Raw genomic sequence first — 18,890 nt, 5'->3', positions numbered from 1 at the left:
CGGACGCGCTCGACCGAGCCCGTCCGGCGCCCGACCGCGTTACGCGGAGAGCAGCGCCTCGATCGCGGCCGTGACCGCCGGGTCCTCCGGCTCCGTGCGCGGGCGGATGCGGGACACGACCTGGCCGTCCTTGCCGATCAGGAACTTCTCGAAGTTCCACTGGACATCCCCGGCCTCGCCCTCGGCGTCCGCGACCTTCGTCAGCTCCGTGTAGAGCGGGTGCCGGCCGGCCCCGTTCACATCCGTCTTCTCCAGCATGGGGAAGGTCACGCCGTACGTCGCCGAGCAGAAGGACTCGATCTCCTCCGCGCTGCCCGGCTCCTGGCCCGCGAACTGGTTGCACGGCACGCCGACGACGCTGAAGCCCTGCTCGCCGTACTGCTTCTGCAGCCGCTCCAGACCGGCGTACTGCGGGGTCAGACCGCACTTGGAGGCCACGTTCACCAGCAGGACGGCCTTGCCCTCGTAGTCGGCCAGGGACGTCGGCTCTCCGTTGAGCGTGCGCAGCGGGATGTCGTACAGGGTCACGGAAATCTCCTCATGGGCGGGCAATCGACGTTCATTGTGAACCCCACGGACGGAAGAGACCTTCCTGCACGACCGAAACCAGCAGATTGCCCGCCAGGTCGTAGATACGGCCGCGCGCCAGACCACGGCCGCCCGTGGCGATCGGGGACTCCTGGTCGTAGAGGAACCACTCGTCCGCGCGGAAGGGCCGGTGGAACCACATTGCGTGGTCGAGCGAGGCCATGTCGAAGCCGCGCCTGCCCCACAGCGGCTCCACCGGGATACGGACCGCGTCCAGCAGGGTCATGTCGCTCGCGTAGGTGAGCGCGCAGGTGTGCACCAGCGGATCGTCGCCCAGCGGGCCGACCGCGCGCATCCACACCGCGCTGCGCGGGTCCGCGTCCTTGAGCTCCTCCGGCGTCCAGCGCAGCCGGTCGGCGTAGCGGATGTCGAAGGGCTGGCGCCGCTCCATCCGCTCCAGCGCCTCGGGCAGCGCACCCAGGTGTTCACGGATCTCCGTGGCGACCGTGGGGAGTGTCTCGGGGTCCGGAAAATCCAGCCGCGGCGGCAACTGGTGCTCGATGCTGCCCGTCTCCGGCCGGTGGAAGGAGGCGGTCAGATTGAAGATCGTCTTGCCCTGCTGGATCGCGGTGACCCGGCGGGTGGTGAAGGAGCGGCCGTCCCTGACCCGTTCGACCTGATAGACGATCGGCACGCCCGGGATGCCCGGCCGCAGGAAGTACGCGTGCAGCGAGTGGACCGGCCGCTCGCCGTCGGTGGTGCGGCCGGCCGCGACCAGCGCCTGGCCGGCCACCTGCCCGCCGAAGACCCGTTGCAGGGATTCGTTGGGGCTCAGGCCGCGGAAGATATTGACCTCGATCTGCTCCAGGTCGAGCAGATCTACCAGGCGCTCGGCCGGGTTCGTCATCGGGTGTCCTCCTGTGTTCCCCAGTGGTTGGGCCGGTGTCAGAGCTGCCCGACGGACGTGACGCGCACGACGGCCCGGCCTTCCTCGTCCGAAGCCGTCAGATCGACCTCCGCGCTGATACCCCAGTCGTGGTCGCCGTTCGGGTCGGCGAAGACCTGCCGGACGCGCCACAGACTGTGCTCGGCGTCTTCCTCTATCAGCAGCAGCTTGGGCCCGCGGGCGTCGGGCCCCGTGCCCAGCTCGTCGTACTCGTCCCAGTACGCGTCCATCGCCTCGCCCCAGGCGTCTTCGTCCCAGCCGGACTCGGCGTCCAGCTCCCCGAGGTCGTCGACCCTGTCGAGCGCGGCGAGTTCCACCCGGCGGAACATCGCGTTGCGCACCAGCACCCGGAAGGCGCGTGCGTTCGCGGTGACCGGCTTGACCTGGTCGGCCTTCTCCTGGGCCTGCTCGGCGGTCTCGATCTCCGGGTTGGCGAGCTGCTCCCACTCGTCGAGCAGACTGGAGTCGACCTGCCGCACCATCTCGCCGAGCCAGGCGATCAGGTCTTCGAGATCCTCGGTCTTGAGGTCGTCGGGGATGGTGTGGTCGAGCGCCTTGTACGCGCCGGCGAGATAGCGCAGCACGATGCCCTCGGTGCGCGCCAGCTCGTACCAGGAGGTGAACTCCGTGAAGGTCAGCGCCCGTTCGTACATGTCACGGATGACGGACTTCGGCGAGACCGGGTGGTCGGCGACCCAGGGGTGAGACTTCTTGTAGACGTTGTACGCGTGCCACAGCAGCTCTTCCAGCGGCTTGGGGTACGAGATGTCCTGGAGCCGCTCCATGCGCTCCTCGTACTCGATGCCGTCCGCCTTCATCTGGCCGACCGCCTCTCCGCGTGCCTTGTTCTGCATGGCGGCGAGGATCTGGCGGGGGTCGTCGAGCGTCGACTCGACGACGGAGACCATGTCCAGGGCGTAGGACGGGGACTCCGGGTCGAGCAGGTCGAAGGCGGCCAGCGCGAAGGTCGACAGCGGCTGGTTGAGCGCGAAGTCCTGCTGGAGGTCGACGGTGAGCCGGATGGTGCGGCCCTCGGCGTCGGGCTTGTCCAACTGCTCCACCACTCCGCCGTCGAGCAGCGAGCGGTAGATGGCGATGGCTCTGCGGATGTGACGCAGCTGCGCCTTGCGCGGCTCGTGATTGTCCTCGAGCAGGCGGCGCATCGCCTCGAAGGCGTTCCCGGGCCGGGCGATCACCGAGAGCAGCATGATGTTGGTGACCCGGAAGCGGGAGGTCAGCGGCTCCGGCTCGGAGGCGATCAGCTTCTCGAACGTGGTGTCCGACCAGGCGACAAAGCCCTCGGGGGCCTTCTTCCTGACCACCTTGCGGCGCTTCTTGGGATCGTCGCCGGCCTTCGCGAGCGCCTTCTCGTTCTCGATGACGTGCTCGGGAGCCTGGGCGACCACAAAACCGGCGGTGTCGAAGCCGGCCCGCCCGGCGCGACCGGCGATCTGATGGAACTCGCGGGCGCGAAGTGTCCGCACCCGATTGCCGTCGTACTTGGTGAGCGCGGTGAACAGCACCGTGCGGATGGGGACGTTGACTCCGACCCCGAGCGTGTCGGTACCGCAGATGACCTTCAACAAGCCTGCCTGCGCGAGCTTTTCTACCAGACGGCGGTACTTGGGCAACATGCCTGCGTGGTGCACACCGATGCCATGGCGTACGTAACGGGACAGGTTCTGCCCGAACTTGGTGGTGAAGCGGAAACTGCCGATCAGATCAGCGATCTTGTCCTTCTCTTCGCGCGTGCACATGTTGATGCTCATCAGCGACTGCGCGCGCTCGACCGCCTGGGCCTGCGTGAAGTGCACGATGTAGACCGGCGCCTGCCTGGTTTCGAGCAGTTCGGTCAGCGTCTCCGTGATGGGCGTCGTGACGTACTCGTACGAGAGCGGCACGGGCCGGGTCGCGGACCGTACGACGGCCGTCTCGCGGCCCGTGCGGCGGGTCAGGTCCTTTTCGAACATGGAGACGTCGCCGAGGGTCGCCGACATCAGGATGAACTGTGCCTGCGGCAGCTCCAGAAGCGGGATCTGCCAGGCCCAGCCGCGGTCCGGCTCGGCGTAGAAATGGAACTCGTCCATCACGACCTGGCCGATATCGGCGTGCTTGCCGTCGCGCAGGGCGATGGAGGCCAGCACCTCGGCGGTGCAGCAGATGACCGGGGCGTCCGCGTTGACGGACGCGTCGCCCGTGAGCATCCCGACGTTCTCCGTGCCGAAGAGCTTGCACAGGTCGAAGAACTTCTCGGAGACCAGCGCCTTGATCGGTGCGGTGTAGAAGGTCACCTGGTCGCCTGCGAGAGCGGTGAAGTGCGCGCCCGCCGCAACAAGGCTCTTACCGGAGCCGGTGGGGGTCGAAAGGATCACATTCGCCCCGGAAACCACCTCGATCAGCGCCTCCTCCTGAGCCGGATAGAGCGTGATGCCCTGGCCTTCGGCCCATGAGGAGAAGGCTTCGAAGAGGACATCGGGATTGTTGTCCGGCGGCAGCTGATCGATGAGGGTCACGCCCCCATCTTGCCTGCCTTCACCCCGGATCAGGGAACCGGACGCCGACGGCAAGATCACGGGCGATACGCTGCCCTGTCAACTGGGCTTCACCACAAGAGCAATGGGGCGGGAAACGCACATGATGGGACCGGCGCACTCACTGTCCGGGGCGGCTGCCTGGCTGGGGGTGGGCGCGGCGACAGCCGCCGCCGGCCATCCGATGCCGTGGCCGGTCCTCGTCGTCGGAGCGCTGATATGCGCCGGCGCGGCGCTGGCGCCGGATCTCGACCACAAGGCGGCAACGATCTCGCGGGCCTTCGGGCCCCTCTCGCGCGGACTGTGCGAGGTCGTCGACAAGCTGTCGTACGCCGTCTACAAAGCGACAAGGATGCAGGGCGACAAGCGCAGGACCGGCGGCCATCGCACGCTCACGCACACCTGGCTGTGGGCGGTCCTGATCGGCGGGGGCACCTCGGCGCTGGCCATCTTCGGAGGCCGGTGGGCGGTCCTCGTGATCCTCTTCATCCATCTGGTGCTCGCGGTGGAGGGCCTGCTGTGGCGGGCGGCACGGGTCTCCAGCGATGTACTGGTCTGGCTGCTCGGCGCCACGAGCGCGTGGATCCTGGCGGGAGTGCTCGACAAGCCGGGCAATGGCGCGGACTGGCTGTTCACGGCCCCCGGCCAGGAGTACCTGTGGCTGGGCCTGCCGATCGTGCTGGGCGCGCTCGTGCACGACATCGGCGACGCGCTGACGGTCTCGGGCTGCCCGATCCTGTGGCCCATCCCCGTCGGCCGCAAGCGCTGGTACCCGCTGGGCCCGCCGAAGGCGATGCGGTTCCGGGCCGGGAGCTGGATCGAGCTGAAGGTGCTGATGCCGGTGTTCATGGTGCTCGGCGGAGCGGGCGGCGCGGCCGCGCTGGGCTACATCTAGCGAGCTCATTGTCCGGCGAGCTGTCCGGTGAGTTCGCTCATTCAGTTCAGGTCGGCGTGGGACCACACGCTGCCGTCGTCGGCGACCAGCTCCACGCGGTCGATCGCGTTCGCCGAGCCGTAGGCGATCCATGTCGCGCGACCGGAGTCGGGCACCCACCAGGAGCCCGCGGCACGGGCCGTGCCGTCCTTCAGCACGAGTCGGCACGAGTAGTGCATGCCAGGTGGCGCGTCGGTGACATGCATGACGACGACCCGCTCGGCCCCGGCCCGGCTCGGCTCGACCGTGCCGACCGTGGACCCGGTGCGGGTCACGAGCCGTGCGCCGTCCTCGCTCACCGCGACGGAAGCCTGGTCCCGGTCGACGAGGCTCGCCGTGACCGCCGAGCCGACGCCGAGCCCGACGGCCGCCGCGGCCGCGGCGACCAGCAGCGCGATCCGGCGCGAGCGGCGCGGCACGGGGCTCGCGGGGCCGGCGCGGCCCTTCACATCGAGCCGTTCCAGAACCCTGGCGTCGAAGCCCGCGGGGGGTGGGACGGCCGGCGCGGCGGGCAGCACGGCGTCCACGGCACCCGAGATCTCCTCGTACGCCGTCCGGCACACCTGGCAGGCGCGCAGATGCTCCAGCATCGCCGTCTGCTCGTCCGGAAGATCGCCGAGCGCGAGGGCGACCAGCTGTTCCTCGCCCAGGTGGCTGTCAGTCACGGCTCTCCTCCCTGAGCGAGTCACGCAGCCTGCGCAGGCCCGTACGGATACGGGTCTTGGCGGTGCCGAGCGGAACGTTCTCGTGCCGTCCGACCTCGGCGGCGGTGCACCCGCCGATGACGGCGAGCACAACGGCCCGGGCCTGCTCGGTGGGCAGCGAGCGGAGCCGTTCGGCGGCGTGTCTGCTCTCGACGGCACGGAGGGCGAGCTGCTCCGGGCCCTCGGCCTGAAGCGTCGCACCGATCAGCCGATCGAGGGTGTCGTCCAGAACGGGAGTCGGCCGCCGGATCCGCACCGCGTCGATCGCGGCGTTGCGCGTGATGGTCAGCAGCCAGGTCAGCACCGAAGCGCGCCGTGCGTCGTAGCTCCCGGCGGCGCGCCAGGCCCGTACGAACACCTCCTGGCTGATGTCCTCGGCCAGACCCGCCTCAGCCGTCACCGACAGCGCGAGGCCGTACACCGCGCCCTGGAAGCGGCGTACGAAGGCGGTCGACGCCGCCTCGTCGCCGATGGCGAGCCCGGCGAGCAGTGAGGCGTCGTCCGTACGGTCCGCGCGCGAGAACAGCTCCACATCGCATAGATACGTCACCGCGCCGGGAAGGGATTGCACCGCCGCGCAATCCGTTGCCCCCGCCCCTGCGTACAACGAGGGTCAAGGAAGGGACGGCACACCATGAGCAGGAGCACCATCGCGGCGGTCGCGCTCGTTTTCGCTGCGTCTGTCGGACTCGCTGCCTGCGGGAACGGGGGCGGCGGCAGCGGATCGAGCGCCGGCGACACCTCCACGGTCAGGGGGACCTCCACGGTCAGCGGCACATCCACCGTCAAGATCGCCGAAACCTCGCTCGGCGACATCCTCGTCGACGGCAAGGGCCGCACCCTCTATCTGTTCACCGCGGACGGCAAGAACACGAACTCGATGAAGTGCGACGCACAGTGCCTGAAACTGTGGCCCCCCTTGGAGGGCAAGCCCAAGGCAGGTGCCGGCGCCAAAGAGAGCCTGATCAACACCACGGACGTGGCCGGGAAGGCCCAGGCGACGTACGCCGGTCACCCCCTCTACTACTACGCGCGCGACGACTCGGCCGGAGACGTGAAGGGTCAGGGCATCGCCAAGGTCTGGTATGTCATCGACGCGCAGGGCAACGCGGTCAAGAAGGCACCTGCATCCCCTAGTCAGGGCGAATACGGCTACTGACCCGAGGCCCCGCTCACCCGTGCCAGGACCGCCACAGCGCCGCATACGCCCCGTCCGCCGCCACCAGCGCGTCATGGCTGCCCAGTTCGCTGATCCGGCCGTCCTCCACCACCGCGATCACGTCCGCGTCGTGCGCGGTGTGCAGGCGGTGGGCGATGGCCACCACCGTGCGACCGTCCAGGACACGCGACAGCGAGCGCTCCAGATGGCGGGCCGCCCGCGGGTCGAGCAGTGACGTCGCCTCGTCCAGGACCAGCGTGTGCGGGTCCGCGAGCACCAGGCGGGCCAGCGCGATCTGCTGGGCCTGGGCCGGGGTGAGGGCGAAGCCGCCCGAGCCGACCTCGGTGTCCAGGCCGTCGTCCAGTCCCTGCGACCACGAGTCCGCGTCGACCGCGCCGAGCGCCGCCAGCAGCTCGGCGTCGGACGCGCCCCTACGGGCCAGCAGCAGGTTGTCGCGGAGGGAGCCCACGAAGACGTGGTGCTCCTGGTTGACCAGGGCGACATGTTCCCGGACGCGCTCGGCGGGCATCCGGGACAGCTCGGCGGCGCCGAGCGTGATCTGTCCGGCCCGCGGGGCGTAGATGCCCGCGAGCAGACGGCCCAGCGTCGACTTGCCCGCGCCGGAAGGGCCGACGAGGGCGAGCCGGGTGCCCGGCGGCACCGCCAGGGACACCTGGTGCAGGACGTCCACGCCTTCGCGGTAGCCGAAGTGCACCTCGTCCGCCCGGACATCGCGGCCGTCCGGCACGACGCACGCATCGCCCGCGTCCGGTTCGATGTCGCGCACGCCGACGAGCCGCGCGATCGACACCTGGGCGACCTGGAGTTCGTCGTACCAGCGCAGGATCAGGTTGACCGGGTCGACCAGCATCTGCGCGAGCAGAGCGCCCGTCGTCAGCTGCCCGACGCTGATCCAGTCCTGAAGGACGAAGGCGCCGCCGATCAGCAGCACGGAGCAGAGGATCGTCACATGAGTCACGTTGATGACGGGGAAGAGCACCGACCGCAGGTAGAGGGTGTAGCGCTCCCAGGCGGTCCACTCCCTGATCCGCTGCTCGGACAGTGCCACCCGGCGCCCGCCGAGTCGGTGCGCCTCGACGGTCCGCCCGGCGTCGACGGTCTCGGCCAGTGTCGCGGCCACCGCCGCGTACCCGGCGGCCTCCGAGCGGTACGCCGAGGGCGCCCGCCTGAAGTACCAGCGGCAGCCGATCACCAGCACCGGAACGGCGACGAGCACCGCGAGCGCCAGCGGTGGCGCGGTCACGGTGAGCGCGCCGATCAGCAGCGCAGCCCAGACCACACCGATCGCCAGCTGCGGCACGGCTTCGCGCATGGCGTTGGCCAGCCGGTCGATGTCGGTGGTGATACGGGAGAGCAGATCACCCGTACCGGCCCGCTCCAGCACACCGGGGGGCAGCCCGACCGACCGCACGAGGAAGTCCTCGCGCAGGTCCGCCAGCATCTCCTCGCCGAGCATCGCGCCGCGCAGCCGCATCAGCCGCACGAACACGGTCTGGACGACCAGCGCGAGTGCGAACAGTGCGGCGGTGCGCTCCAGATGGAGATCGCGCACCCCGTCCGTCAGGTCCTGGACGAGCCGGCCCAGCAGATAGGGACCGGCCATCGAGGCGATCACCGCGACGGCGTTGACCGAGACCAGCAGCACAAAGTCCCTGCGGTGCCGTCGCAGCAGTTCGCGGACGTACGCCCGAACGGTCGCCGGTGTGCCGACGGGCAGGGTCGCAGCCGTCTCCGGGGCCGCCGGGTCGTACGCCGGTGGCGCCACGCCGATCATGCCGACTCCTCGATCTCTTCCAGTGCTTCCAGTTCGTCGGTGGCGGTGATGCCGCCGAGCTGTTCTTCCTCGGTCTCGCGGGTGACGACCGCCCGGTAGCCGGCCGCGGTGTGCAGCAGTTCGCGGTGCGGACCGACCGCGGCCACCGTGCCGTCGTGCACGAACACCACCCGGTCCGCGCGGTCCAGCAGCAGCGGTGAGGAGGCGAACACAACCGTGGTGCGGCCAGTACGCAGCCGCCTGATGCCCTCAGCGATCCGCGCCTCCGTGTGCGAGTCCACGGCGGAGGTGGGCTCGTCGAGGACCAGTACTTCGGGGTCGCTGACCAGGGACCGGGCCAGGGCGAGCCGTTGGCGCTGCCCGCCGGACAGCGACCGTCCGCGCTCGGTGATCCGCGTGCGCATCGGGTCGCCGTCGGTGTCGGCGGACGCCTGGGCGAGCGCGTCCAGCACATCGCCGCACTGCGCGGCCCGCAGGGCGTCCTCGGCGGACACCTTCCCGGACGAGGGGACGTCGAGGAGCTCCAGCAGTGTGCCGGAGAGCAGCACCGGATCCTTGTCCTGGACGAGGACGGCGGCACGGGCCTCGTCCAGCGCCAGGTCGTCCAGCGGCACTCCGCCGAGCAGCACGGACGGCGCGCCCGCCACGTCGGCCGCCGGATGCCCGCCGAGTCGTTCGGCGAGCAGTCCGGCCGCGTCCGGGTCGCCGCACACCACGGCCGTGAACCGGCTCGCGGGCGCGAGGACGCCGGTGGCGGGGTCGTACAGGTCGCCGCTCGGCCGGCCGTACTCCACGCCGGAGGGTTCGGTCGCCCGCCGCAGTGACAGCACTCGCGCGGCCCGTTTCGCGGACGGCCGCGAGAAGGAGTACGACATGGCGATCTCCTCGAAGTGCCGCAACGGGTACATCAGGAGCGTCACCGCGCTGAAGGCGGTGACCAGTTCACCGACCTCGATCCGGCCGTCCCGGGCGAGCCCGGCTCCGTACCAGACGACCGCGATCAGCAGCAGGCCCGGCAGCAGCACCTGGATCGCCGAGATCAGCGACCACATGCGGGCACTGCGGACAGCCGCTCGGCGCACCTCCTGGGAGGCCTGACGGTAGCGGCCGAGGAACAGCTCCTCGCCGCCGATGCCCCGCAGGACCCGCAGTCCCGCGACAGTGTCCGAGGCCAGCTCGGTGGCCCTGCCCGCCTTCTCGCGCTGGATGTCGGCGCGCCGGGTGGCGCGCGGGAGCAGCGGCAGCACCGCCAGAGCCAGCACGGGGACACCGATCGCGACTACCGTGCCCAGCGCCGGTACGTACAGGACGAGGCCGACGCAGACCAGAAGCACCGTGAGGGCGGCGGCAGCGAAGCGCGAGACCGCCTCGACGAACCAGCCGATCTTCTCCACGTCGCCCGTGGAGACCGCGACCACCTCGCCGGCCGCGACCCGTCGGGTCAGCGCCGAGCCCAGCTCGGCCGCCTTACGGGCCAGCAGTTGCTGGACCCGTGCGGCGGCCGTGATCCAGTTGGTGACGGCGGCGCGGTGCAGCATCGTGTCGCCGAAGGTGATCGCAACGCCGCACAGGACGATCAGCGCACCTGCGACTGCCAGGGCACTGCCGGAGCGGTCCACGACCGCCTGGACGGCCCGGCCGACGCCCAGCGGCAGTCCAGCGACACCGCAGAAGTGCAGCAGACCCCAGGCCAGCGCCTTGAATTGTCCGCCCAGCTGATTCCGCCCGAGCCAGAGCAGGAAACGCGGCCCGGACCTGGCATCGGCCACACCAGGGTCGGGATATGGAAGATCGCGAATCTGCATGATGTCCCAGAGCTCGAAAGTGCGGCAGAAACCGTGCAAGGTTCGCCTTTCGGAGCCCCGCCCCGCAATCGATTTTCGTGCGGCAGCACACACAACCCGCCAAGATCGAACACGGGCTATGGCCCTGGGACCCGCCGCAGGCTTCACTCCTGGCGCATGAGACAACGACAGATCATGTCCATGCTCGCCGGTCTCGTGCTGGCGGCCGGATCGCTGCTCGGCGCCGGGCCCGCCGCCGCGGCCGATGAGCCACCTGTAGAATTCGGAACCGACTGAACACGATCCGGTGACCGCCGCGCCACCCGTCGACCACCCGGACACGAAGTCCTGTCATGTGACGCTCGCCGAGGCGCAGTTCCGCGATTTCACGCTGTACATGCCCACCGCTGGTGACGCTCTCGTCGCTCGGACAGCGGCGGATCACCCGCTTGGGTTCCGGAAGCACGAGCGGGCTGCGCGCCGCGACGGGAGCCGCCACCTCGCGGATCGCCCGGCGCGCAGTCCGCCGCAGCGGCTGCGGCTCGTCAGCAGCGTGGTCCCGCCCCGTCGACCAGGGTGGACAGCAGTCCGCCGAGCACCTCGCGCTGGTCGGAGGTCAGGGGAGCCAGAACGTCCTCGGCCGCCGCCCGGCGCGCGCTGCGCAGCGCCCGGAGCGTGGCCAGGCCGGTGTCGGTGAGCTCGATCCGGATCACCCGGCGATTGGTCGGGTCGGGTGCGCGGCGGACGCAGCCGCTTGCCTCCAAGCCGTCGACCAGGCTGGTCACGGCGCGCGGGACCACCTCCAGCCGGGCCGCGAGATCGGCCATGCGGGGCGGCTCGTCGTAATGCGCGAGGGTGCGCAGGAGGCGGGACTGGGCGGGTGTGATCGCGATGTCGGCCGACTCCAGCTGGCGCTTCTGGCTGCGGTGCAGCCGTCGGGTCAGCCGCAGGAGCTGCTCGGCCAGCAGGCCGTCGGGGTCGGTGCTCATGGCGGGGACAATATCAGGACAGGGCTCATTGTGAATACAGGTAACAGTGAGCTATGCTCTCGAAATCTTTGCTGTATCTGCTCATCCGCTGTCTCACCGTCCCTGCCGTCTCGCCCCTGGTCAAAGGAGCCCATGCGTATCGACGCCGAGTCCAACTGGACACCACCACCCCGCGATCGGGAGCAACCGCCCGCCGAAGTGCGGCGTATCCTGCGGCTCTTCCGCCCCTACCGCGGCCGTCTCGCCCTCGTCGGCCTGCTCGTCGGAGCCGCCTCGCTCGTCTCGGTCGCCTCGCCGTTCCTGCTGCGCGAGATCCTCGACACCGCCATTCCGCAGGGCCGCACCGGGCTGCTCAGCCTGCTCGCCCTCGGCATGATCCTCACCGCGGTGACGACGAGCGTCTTCGGCGTGCTCCAGACGCTGATCTCCACCACCGTCGGCCAGCGTGTCATGCACGATCTGCGCACCGCCGTCTACGCCCAGCTCCAGCGCATGCCGCTCGCGTTCTTCACCAGAACCCGCACCGGAGAGGTCCAGTCGCGCATCGCCAACGACATCGGCGGAATGCAGGCGACCGTGACCTCGACGGCGACCTCCCTGGTCTCCAACCTCACGGCCGTGGTCGCCACCGTCGTAGCGATGCTGGCGCTCGACTGGCGGCTCACCACCGTCTCGCTGCTCCTGCTGCCGTTGTTCGTCTGGATCAGCCGCCGGGTCGGCCGTGAGCGCAAGAAGATCACCACGCAGCGCCAGAAGCAGATGGCCGCCATGGCCGCCACCGTCACCGAGTCCCTCTCCGTCAGCGGCATCCTGCTCGGCCGCACCATGGGCCGGGCCGACTCGCTCACCCGGTCGTTCGCCGAGGAGTCCGAACGGCTCGTCGACCTCGAAGTGCGCTCCAGCATGGCCGGGCGGTGGCGGATGTCCACCATCGGCATCGTCATGGCCGCCATGCCCGCCCTCGTCTACTGGGCCGCGGGACTCGCCGTCCAGTCGGGCGGGCCCGCCATATCGATCGGCACGCTCGTCGCCTTCGTCTCGCTCCAGCAGGGCCTGTTCCGCCCCGCCGTGAGCCTGCTCTCCACCGGAGTGCAGATGCAGACCTCGCTCGCGCTCTTCCAGCGGATCTTCGAGTATCTCGACCTGCCGGTGGACATCACCGAACCCGAGAAGCCGGTCCGGCTGGAGAAGATCCGCGGCGAAGTCCGGTTCGAGGAGGTCGACTTCGTGTACGACGACAAGCAGGCGCGGCCGACGCTCGACAGGATCGACGTGGCCGTCCCGGCGGGCGGAAGCCTCGCCGTCGTCGGCCCGACCGGCTCCGGCAAGTCCACGCTCAGCTACCTTGTCCCGCGGCTGTACGACGTCACGGGTGGCAGCGTCACGATAGACGGTGTCGATGTCCGGGAGCTCGACTTCGACAGTCTCGCCCGGGCCGTGGGAGTCGTCTCCCAGGAGACGTATCTCTTCCACGCCTCCGTCGCCGAGAATCTGCGCTTCGCCAAGCCGGACGCGACCCAGGCAGAGATGGAGGCGGCAGCCCGCGCCGCGCAGATCCACGACCACATCGCATCACTGCCCGACGGTTACGACACCCTGGTCGGGGAGCGTGGCTACCGCTTCTCCGGCGGCGAGAAACAGCGCCTCGCCATCGCCAGGACGATTCTGCGCGACCCGCCCGTCCTCATCCTCGACGAGGCGACCAGCGCGCTCGACACCCGTACGGAGCATGCCGTGCAGCAGGCGATCGACGCGCTCTCGGCCGGCCGGACCACGATCACCATCGCCCACCGGCTCTCCACGGTCAGGGACGCCGACCAGATCGTGGTCCTCGACTCGGGGCGCATAGCCGAGCGTGGCAGCCACGAGGAACTGCTCGACCGGGACGGCCGCTATGCCGAACTGGTCCGCAGGGACGCCCGGTTGGCCCCGGTCGGACCCTGACGGACCGTCGCCCGTCCGGGTGCGGCATGATCACCGCCCATGAGAGCTCTCCTCGGCGTGGAACTGCCCGGATACCGGCCCGTCGATCAGGACGTCTGGGTCAACGACGAAGGCGATGTGCTGTCCCTGCACTTCTTGGGACTGCCGCCGGACCTGCCGGCCTCGCTCGACGACGGTCCCTCGCTGCGCGCCGGGCTCACCCGCCTGACCGCCCAGGCGGGTGGTGGCCTGATCGAGGCGTCGGTGAAGCCGCTCGGCCCGCTGCCCGCGCTGAAGCAGATACTGAAGCTGCCGCTGCCCGGACAGCCCAGCGGCCAGGCGTTCATCGGCAGCTTCACCGTGCCTCGCGCGACGTGCAGCACCGTGGTGAAGATCCAGGCACCGGAGCGGGGCATGACGGGGATGCGGGAGGCCATGGTGATGGCGCAGGTCGGCCATGACAAGTACTTCCGGCCGCACCCCTACGCGCCGGAGGTGCAGGGTGGTCTGCCCTTCCATGCCGCCGACCACGCGCAGTGGGACGCGCAGTTCCCCGACCACCCGCTGAGCCGAGTGCGACGCACGCTCGACGCGCTCGCCGGGGCGGTCAAGGTGGTGCCCGAGTTCGCCGCGCTGCCGCCTTTCGCTCCCTGAGCGGCGCGGCACAGCCAAGTGTCGGCCGGCGCCTGGTGCCGGGAACGGGGCGAGCCCCGGGTTAGCGTGCCTGTATGAAGAACGAACCGTCGTCGGCGCGGCCCGGACGCAGGTTCCGGCTGACCCGCCGGGGCCGACTCGTGCTCACGGTGACCGCCGTTGTCGTCGCGGCGGTCGCAGTGCTGGTGCCGCTGCTGCTGAACGGGGGCCAGAAGGAGGAGAAGGCGCTTCTGGTCCCCGAGGGCTGGCGCGCCACCCAGGTCTACACGGCGATCGACAAGGCCCTGGACCAGGCGCCGGGCGCCACGGCGAAGGTGGTCGGCACGGCGCGGCTGAAGCTCCCGGCCGACGCCCGGGGCAATCCCGAGGGCTACCTCTTCCCGGCCACGTATCCCGTCGACTCCAGGTCCACTCCGCAGAGCCTGCTCAGCTACATGGTCAACACGGCTCATCAGCGGTTCGGGGCCGATCGGATCAGCAAGGGGGCCCAGCGCAGCGGGATGACGGTCTATCAGACAGTGAGCATCGCCAGCATCGTGCAGGCCGAGGCCGACACCCCCGGGGACATGGGGAAGGTCGCCCGCGTCATCTACAACCGGCTTGCGAAGGGGATGCCGCTGCAGATGGACTCGACCCTCAACTACGCCCTGAACCGCAGCACGCTGGACACCACGGCCGCCGACACCCGCATCAACAGCCCGTACAACAGCTACCAGCGCCGCGGGCTGCCGCCGACCCCCATCGACAACCCGGGGGAGCAGGCCATGCACGCGGCGATCAACCCGCCGCCCGGCGACTGGCTCTACTTCGTCACCGTGGGGCCGGGGGACACGCGCTTCACGGCGAGTTACCAGGAGCATCGACGCAACGTCGCGGAGTTCAACGTCAGGCGCAGCAGCGCGAGCGCCGGCAATTGACGGGCATCAGGCCAGGGCGGGTTCGCGCTCCAGCAGTTGCTTGATCTCGCGGACCGCCGCCCGTCCCGCGCGGTTGGCGCCGATCGTCGAGGCGGAAGGCCCGTATCCGACGAGATGGACGCGGGCGTCCCGTACCGCGCGGGTGCCGTCCACCCGGATGCCGCCACCCCGCTCGCGCAGTTTCAGCGGCGCGAGATGGTCGATCGCCGCGCGGAATCCTGTCGCCCAGAGGATCACGTCCGCCTCCACGGTGCGCCCGTCGGCGTGATCCGGTCGAACATCGGCAGCCGGTCCAGGACGCCCGACTCGCGGGCGCGGTGTACGGAGTCGTTGAGGGGCAGCCCGGTCACCGAGACCGCGCTCTGCGGCGGCAGTCCGCGGCGTACCCGCTGCTCGACCATGGCGACGGCCGCGCGCCCGGCGTCCTCGTCGAAGGGGCCCTCGCGGAAGACGGGCTGCCGCCGTGTGACCCAGGTGGTGTCCGCCGCGAACTCCGCGATCTCCATCAGATGCTGGGTGCCCGACGCCCCGCCGCCCACCACGATCACGCGCTTCCCGGCGAACTCCTCGGGTCCCGGATAGTCCACCGTGTGCAACTGGCGCCCCCGGAAGGTCTCCTGACCCGGGTAGCGCGGCCAGAACGGACGGTCCCAGGTGCCCGTCGCGTTGATCAGTGCCCGCGCCGCCCAGGTCCCCTCCGAGGTCTCGACGAGCAGCCGCCCGCCCTCGCCTCCGCCGTCGCGTACGGCCGTCACCGCGACCGGGCGGTGTACGCGCAGATCGAAGCGCTTCTCGTACGCGGTGAAGTACGCGCCGATCACTTCGGAGGAGGGGCGCCCCTCATCCGCACCGGTCAGTTCCATGCCCGGCAGCGCGTGCATGCCGTGCACCTTGCCGTAGGTGAGGGACGGCCAGCGGAACTGCCAGGCACCCCCGGCCCGCGGGGCATGGTCCAGCACCACGAAATCGCGGTCCGGCAGGAGCCCGGCGCGCTGCAGGTGGTAGGCGCCGGACAGTCCTGCCTGTCCGGCGCCTATGACGACCACGTCCACGTCACGTACCCCGAAGTTGTTCACCTTTCTACCAACCTTGCGGGGTGTGTGGATCTTCCCGATCTCTGACCGGGGCCCTACAGGAAGTTCACCCCCTGGGCGAGCGGCAGGCTGTCGGAGTAGTTCACCGTGTTCGTCGTCCGCCTCATGTACGCCCGCCACGCGTCGGAACCCGACTCGCGCCCGCCGCCGGTCTCCTTCTCGCCGCCGAACGCCCCGCCGATCTCGGCGCCGGATGTGCCGATGTTGACGTTGGCGATACCGCAGTCGGAGCCGTCCGCCGCGAGGAAGCGCTCCGCCTCCCGCTGGTCCTGCGTGAAGATGCTGGAGGACAGGCCCTGCGGGACCCCGTTCTGCAGCGCCACAGCCTCCTGAAAGGTCCGGTACGTAAGCACATAGAGGATCGGCGCAAACGTCTCCCGGCGTACGACATCCGTCTGCGCGGGCATCCGCACCACGGCGGGCCGGACGTATACGGCATCGGGCGCCTGCTCGCCCAGCTGCCGGTCACCGCCGGTCAGGATCTTCCCGCCGTCCGCCTCGGCCGCCGCCAGCGCCTCCGTCATCGCCCGGTGGGCCGTGCCCGAGATCAGCGGTCCCACAAGGGTGCCCTCCTGGAACGGGTCGCCGACCGGCAGCCGGCCGTACGCGTGGACGATCCTTTCCACCAACTGGTCCGCGATGTCCTCGTGGATGATCAGCCGGCGCAGGGTGGTGCAGCGCTGGCCCGCTGTGCCCGCCGCGGAGAACACGATCCCGCGCACCGAGAGGTCGAGATCGGCGGAGGGCGTGACGATCGCCGCGTTGTTGCCTCCCAGTTCGAGCAGACAGCGGCCGAAGCGCGAGGCCACACGCGGGCCGACCTCGCGGCCCATCCGTACCGAACCCGTCGCGCTGACCAGCGCGACCCGCTCGTCGTCGACCAGCCGCTCGCCCGTCTCGCGGCCACCCAGCAGCAGCCCGTGCACACCGGCCGGCGCACCGGCATCGGCGGCGGCGCGCGCCAGCAGGGCGTCGCAGGCCACGGCGGTCAGCGGGGTGAGCTCCGACGGCTTCCAGACCACCGTGTCACCGCAGACCAGAGCGATCGCGGTGTTCCACGCCCACACCGCCACCGGGAAGTTGAACGCGGAGATCACGCCCACTACGCCGAGCGGGTGCCAGCTCTCCGAAAGGCGGTGACCGGGACGCTCGGATGCCATGGTGCGCCCGTACAGCTGCCGGGAGAGGCCGACCGCGAACTCACAGATGTCGATCATTTCCTGCACTTCGCCGAGCGCCTCGGAACGGATCTTGCCCGCGTCGATGGTGACGAGGTCGGCCAGCTGCTCCTTGTGCTCGCCGAGCAGCTCACCAAGACGCTTGACCAGCGCCCCGCGCTGTGGCGCCGGGATCGTGCGCCACTCGCGGAACGCCGCGTCCGCCGCGCCGATCGCCGCGTCTGCCTGTTCGGGCGTTGTCGCGGGCAGGGTGAACAAAGTGGTGCCCGTCAGCGGCGTACGGGCGATGACATCGCCGCCGCCGGTGGGCAGTTCGGCGCCGCAGCCGAGCAGGCTCTCGCGAGCCCGGGCGCGCAGCGAGTCGTTGTCGGGAAGTGTGGTGCCGGTGCTGGTCACGGTCTGTCCTTGGGGAGTCCGAGGGCCTCGCGGGCCTGGCGAAGTGAGCTGTCCTGCTGAGCGGCGTAGAGGTCGAAGGGGTCGTGGACGGGGCGCTCCAGTACGCCGGAGAGCCACTGCTGGTCGTAGTGGGTGCCCAGGGCGGCTGCGTTTCTGGTGCCCTCGTCGGAGAGGTTCGACTGGAAGATCCCGGCGGCCGACTTGGGGAGGAAGTCCTCGTAGACGATGGGACGGGCGTTCACCCAGTGCCCGTCGAGGAGCCCCGCGAGATCGTCCGGCGGGGTGCGGCCGTCGCGGGGCCGGTCGCCGCGCTGTTCGTAGCGGAAGAACGCTCGCTGCTGGACGGCCAGTTGACCTTCCGTACGGGGGAACCGCTCCTCCCACACCTCGGCCGGCTCACCGGTCAGCTCGTCGTAGAGAGCACGGCCCGCCCGGGTCAGCGCGATGCCGCGCGCCTCGACCTCGCCGAAGCGCACCCGCAGCGCCCCCTGTGTGATGCTGCCGTCCGGCTCGCGGAAACGACGCCCTTCGGCCAGCGCCCGGAACGACGTCTGACGCAGCAGCACATCCGGACCATTCCAGCGAGGCGGGCCCTGGATCCGGTCGATCATCGTGATACCGCGCTCGCCCATGCGCCGGTAGAGCTCGTCGATGTCGAGAACCCGCGGTGTGAGGTGATTGATGTGGGTGCTCGCCACGCCTCCGATGTCGGCGGCGACGGCGGAGATCCGCTCCAGTTCGGTGTACCAGGCGCGGTCCACCGGCTCCGGTGAGAGCTCGAAGGCGGCAACCGCCAAGGTGAGGAAGCGCTCGGCGGACCGTTCGTCGAGTCCCTGCTCCCGCTCCGCGCGCGCCGCGAGGTCCAGGAGCTCGGGCGGGAAGAGCTCACGCCTGCCCAGGAACGATTCGAGGCGCGCCTGAAGATCCGCGTCGAAGAACCGTCGGTCGGCGGTGGTGAGCATCGAGGTGAAGACGCGGAAGGGGTTGCGCTCCAGCTCTTCGGCGTCGATCGGCCGGAACGCGGTGGACACGACCGGTACCGAGCTCGCCGCCGCCTCGCGCAGATCGTAGAAGCCCACCGGCCGCATACCGAGAGCGGCGAAGATCTGGGCGACCTGGCGCATCTCGCGCGGCGTACCCACACGGATGGCGCCGTGCCGCTCGGCCGTGACCCGCTCGATGCCGCCGAGCCGTCCCGCGTCACCGTCCCTGCCAATGACCTCGTCGTTGACCTGCACCGACACCTGGAGAAGCGTCGTGTAGGCCGGGACTTCCGCCCCGTACATGTCGGAGAGCCGACGGGCGAACGCGGCCCGCAGCCACCAGGTGGGGAGCATTGCGTCCTCCTTCCCTCCCTT

Annotated in this window: 15 protein-coding genes and 2 pseudogenes; 6 read left to right on the top strand and 11 right to left on the bottom strand. The window is 70.2% G+C overall.

All coding sequences use genetic code 11. The features are described 5' to 3' along the window. Nucleotides 1-39: 39 nt before the first annotated feature. Genes FBY35_RS22720 through FBY35_RS22710 form a run of 3 tightly spaced genes read right to left on the bottom strand, consistent with a single transcriptional unit; the run spans nt 40 to nt 3,987 of the window. The gene (locus FBY35_RS22720) at nt 40-528 is read right to left on the bottom strand and encodes a glutathione peroxidase (protein ID WP_142215837.1); all 489 of its coding nucleotides are present in this window, start codon (nt 526-528) and stop codon (nt 40-42) included. 31 nt (nt 529-559) lie between these two features. Beyond that, a complete protein-coding gene (locus tag FBY35_RS22715) occupies nt 560-1,435 on the bottom strand; it encodes an acyl-CoA thioesterase II (RefSeq protein ID WP_142215836.1) in 876 nt (291 codons plus the stop codon). A gap of 38 nt (nt 1,436-1,473) precedes the next feature. Beyond that, nucleotides 1,474-3,987 (bottom strand): RNA helicase, encoded by a 2,514-nt coding sequence (locus tag FBY35_RS22710; protein WP_260848789.1) that lies wholly within the window; start codon nt 3,985-3,987, stop codon nt 1,474-1,476. 121 nt (nt 3,988-4,108) lie between these two features. Between FBY35_RS22710 and FBY35_RS22705 the strand changes: the two genes are divergently transcribed. After that, on the top strand, nt 4,109-4,900 hold the full coding sequence (locus FBY35_RS22705; protein WP_142215834.1) for a metal-dependent hydrolase: 792 nt from the start codon (nt 4,109-4,111) through the stop codon (nt 4,898-4,900). A gap of 41 nt (nt 4,901-4,941) precedes the next feature. On the opposite strand, the gene FBY35_RS22700 is transcribed toward FBY35_RS22705, so the two are convergent. Beyond that, on the bottom strand, nt 4,942-5,604 hold the full coding sequence (locus FBY35_RS22700) for a hypothetical protein (RefSeq protein WP_142215833.1): 663 nt from the start codon (nt 5,602-5,604) through the stop codon (nt 4,942-4,944). Beyond that, on the bottom strand, nt 5,597-6,214 hold the full coding sequence (locus FBY35_RS22695) for an RNA polymerase sigma factor (RefSeq protein WP_260848788.1): 618 nt from the start codon (nt 6,212-6,214) through the stop codon (nt 5,597-5,599). The genes FBY35_RS22700 and FBY35_RS22695 overlap by 8 nt, the downstream gene beginning before the upstream one ends. 63 nt (nt 6,215-6,277) lie before the next feature. Between FBY35_RS22695 and FBY35_RS22690 the strand changes: the two genes are divergently transcribed. Then, on the top strand, nt 6,278-6,802 hold the full coding sequence (locus FBY35_RS22690) for a hypothetical protein (RefSeq protein WP_142215832.1): 525 nt from the start codon (nt 6,278-6,280) through the stop codon (nt 6,800-6,802). A 13-nt stretch (nt 6,803-6,815) separates the two neighbouring features. Here FBY35_RS22690 and FBY35_RS22685 read toward each other — a convergent pair whose 3' ends face one another. Together FBY35_RS22685 and FBY35_RS22680 are read right to left on the bottom strand one after the other, a co-directional pair. After that, entirely contained in the window at nt 6,816-8,597 is a 1,782-nt protein-coding gene (locus FBY35_RS22685) for an ABC transporter ATP-binding protein (protein WP_142215831.1), read from the bottom strand. Further along, on the bottom strand, nt 8,594-10,402 hold the full coding sequence (locus FBY35_RS22680; protein WP_142215830.1) for an ABC transporter ATP-binding protein: 1,809 nt from the start codon (nt 10,400-10,402) through the stop codon (nt 8,594-8,596). Before FBY35_RS22680 ends, FBY35_RS22685 begins: the two co-directional genes overlap by 4 nt. 156 nt (nt 10,403-10,558) lie before the next feature. On the opposite strand from FBY35_RS22680, the pseudogene FBY35_RS22675 reads away from it, so the two are divergent. Continuing rightward, nucleotides 10,559-10,787 (top strand): annotated as a pseudogene (locus FBY35_RS22675) (peptide-N4-asparagine amidase); the annotation flags it as partial. A gap of 139 nt (nt 10,788-10,926) precedes the next feature. Here the strand turns inward: FBY35_RS22675 and FBY35_RS22670 are convergent. Continuing rightward, nucleotides 10,927-11,370, bottom strand: a complete 444-nt coding sequence (locus tag FBY35_RS22670) for a MarR family winged helix-turn-helix transcriptional regulator (RefSeq protein ID WP_142215829.1) — start codon at nt 11,368-11,370, stop codon at nt 10,927-10,929. A gap of 132 nt (nt 11,371-11,502) precedes the next feature. Between FBY35_RS22670 and FBY35_RS22665 the strand changes: the two genes are divergently transcribed. The 3 genes from FBY35_RS22665 to mltG all read left to right on the top strand — a co-directional run bounded on the left by FBY35_RS22665 (nt 11,503) and on the right by mltG (nt 14,864). Continuing rightward, a complete protein-coding gene (locus FBY35_RS22665; RefSeq protein WP_142215828.1) occupies nt 11,503-13,314 on the top strand; it encodes an ABC transporter ATP-binding protein in 1,812 nt (603 codons plus the stop codon). A gap of 39 nt (nt 13,315-13,353) precedes the next feature. Then, nucleotides 13,354-13,947 carry a hypothetical protein gene (locus FBY35_RS22660; RefSeq protein WP_142215827.1) on the top strand — a complete coding sequence of 198 codons (594 nt, stop codon included), beginning with the start codon at nt 13,354-13,356 and terminating at the stop codon, nt 13,945-13,947. A gap of 74 nt (nt 13,948-14,021) precedes the next feature. Continuing rightward, nucleotides 14,022-14,864: an endolytic transglycosylase MltG gene (gene mltG / locus FBY35_RS22655; RefSeq protein WP_142215826.1), complete on the top strand. Its 843-nt coding sequence runs from the start codon at nt 14,022-14,024 to the stop codon at nt 14,862-14,864. Between the two features lie 6 nt (nt 14,865-14,870). Here mltG and FBY35_RS22650 read toward each other — a convergent pair. From FBY35_RS22650 to FBY35_RS22640, 3 genes and pseudogenes are all read right to left on the bottom strand, one after another. After that, nucleotides 14,871-15,940, bottom strand: a pseudogene (locus FBY35_RS22650) (NAD(P)-binding domain-containing protein). Between the two features lie 53 nt (nt 15,941-15,993). Beyond that, nucleotides 15,994-17,532, bottom strand: a complete 1,539-nt coding sequence (locus tag FBY35_RS22645) for an aldehyde dehydrogenase family protein (protein ID WP_142215825.1) — start codon at nt 17,530-17,532, stop codon at nt 15,994-15,996. Beyond that, entirely contained in the window at nt 17,529-18,869 is a 1,341-nt protein-coding gene (locus tag FBY35_RS22640; protein ID WP_142215824.1) for a VOC family protein, read from the bottom strand. The genes FBY35_RS22645 and FBY35_RS22640 overlap by 4 nt, the downstream gene beginning before the upstream one ends. Between the last annotated feature and the right edge of the window lie 21 nt (nt 18,870-18,890).

The organism is Streptomyces sp. SLBN-118, assembly GCF_006715635.1.
GTDB lineage: Bacteria > Actinomycetota > Actinomycetes > Streptomycetales > Streptomycetaceae > Streptomyces.
The sequence above is the reverse complement of the archived record's forward strand: the minus strand, read 5'-3'. Positions and strand labels throughout refer to the sequence as shown.